The 1,636-nt window shown below is 43.6% G+C and carries 1 protein-coding gene; it reads left to right on the top strand.

Going from position 1 to position 1,636, the window contains the following annotated elements; genetic code table 11:
• Positions 1 to 47 precede the first annotated feature (47 nt).
• Complete coding sequence (locus ACYQ11_RS21990; RefSeq protein ID WP_459925982.1) at positions 48 to 974, top strand: alpha/beta fold hydrolase; 927 nt, start codon at positions 48 to 50, stop codon at positions 972 to 974.
• Positions 975 to 1,636: the final 662 nt, after the last annotated feature.

Below are 1,636 nucleotides of genomic sequence, written 5' to 3'. Positions count from 1 at the left end.
GGATCTTACACCTCTCATTTAGGATATTATGCCACAAGGAGGATTCAATGCACAAAAATAATAACGAATTTTACGGGAATGTGCCTGTAGAGCATTACTTGATTGAGGCGGAAGACGGAATTAATCTCTCTGTCACACACATTTGTGGTTGCGAAGGCAATCAGCCAGTCGTATTGTTGCATGGTACCTATACCAATAGGCATTTCTGGATTTCTCCCAAAGGTAAAGGTTTTGCTCCTTACCTATCTGATCAAGGTTACGACGTATGGATTCCCGAGTTTCGTGGGCATGGCAAGTCGCCCAAAACGTCGAAATTTAAACAGTTTTCAGCTGAAGAGCAGATTCGATGTGATATCTCGGCCTTTGGTAAATTTGTTCTCGAAAAATCGGGTCGCGTTCCAGCCTGGATTGGCCACTCATATGGCGGCCTGTATCTCTATGGTGCTTTATCACAAGGTTGGTTACCGCCAGCTGATGTTAACTGTATCGTTACCTTTGGGAGTCAAATTTCTAAAGGCGATCGATATTTAAAAATTCCCTTTGTACCGTTTCTTATCAACGCAATAACACAATTATTGGGTAAATTCCCTGCGAAATCTCTGGGTTTGGGGCCAGAAATAGAATCTCCCAAAACAATTCGAGAAATACTGGAATGGAAGAAGTTGGGTGGAAGGTGGAAGTCGCAAAACGGAACTTCGTATTGGAAGGGTTTTTCTCATATTAAAATCCCTTGTTTAATTATTGCTAGCCGAGGAGATAAAAACGATCCTGCTGAAGGTTGCGAGTATTTATTTCGTCAGCTTCCAACAGAAGATAATCAGTTCATTCTGCTGGGTGAAGAGGAGGGTTTTGCAAAAGACTATGACCACGTGGGAATGGTCATAGATAAAATGGCTCAAAAAGAGGTGTGGCCTCTAATATTGGAATGGTTGAATAAAAAAGCTGCCACAACTAAAAGCAATTGTTCATCCTAATGATATGGAAGTTACAAAAAATATATTTTAATATAGAAGAAGCCCAGAAGATGGGTGGGAAATTATCAGAAGAATAGTAGCTGAGGGGAGTTATAATAAGTAACATTGATTCTTCCAACAATTTGATGCACCGGAGCCGGGGATTGCGTCTTTTTCCAGGGTTTGCAATAGATTGATAGGTTTTTGCCTTTAATAACATGGTCATCATCCCCAGCCCGGTGATAATGTCGTTGGCAGTCGGACGAACGCCTGGGTAAAAAGAAGAAAATTGATTTGCTCTTTCAAAAAGAAATGATGTAGACAATTCGGTGCAAGGGCATTCTCCTGTTGAACGCATTTTCAAGTTCATCCGCTGTCTCGTTCCGTGTAGCCCATCCGCTCAACCATTGTGGCGGGTTCCGGCTCCGCCGTTCTCAGGGCGGCCCGCACGTTCGAAGGCTTTCCCGGCTTTGATCATCGCCTTGTTCTGATTGTTCTTTGTCACACCTGGCTTATTGTTTCCACGTTACCCGGCATTGGGTTCATCACGTCCTGTTCCTCACCCATTCGCCACCGTGAATCAATCTGCCAACAATTGCTTCCACCGGACCGGGCTACAGCTTGTCCGTTTTGGAAGTCTTTAATTTTTTCAACCTTTTCTGCCCATCAGCCCGGTGTCTCTA

It is taken from the genome of Desulfatiferula olefinivorans (assembly GCF_054657895.1).
This window is presented reverse-complemented; position numbering and strand designations above follow the sequence as displayed.

Coding starts and splice junctions, on each gene's coding strand:
- ACYQ11_RS21990 (WP_459925982.1), top strand. CDS start 48: ATGCACAAAAATAATAACGAATTTTACGGGAATGTGCCTGTAGAGCAT.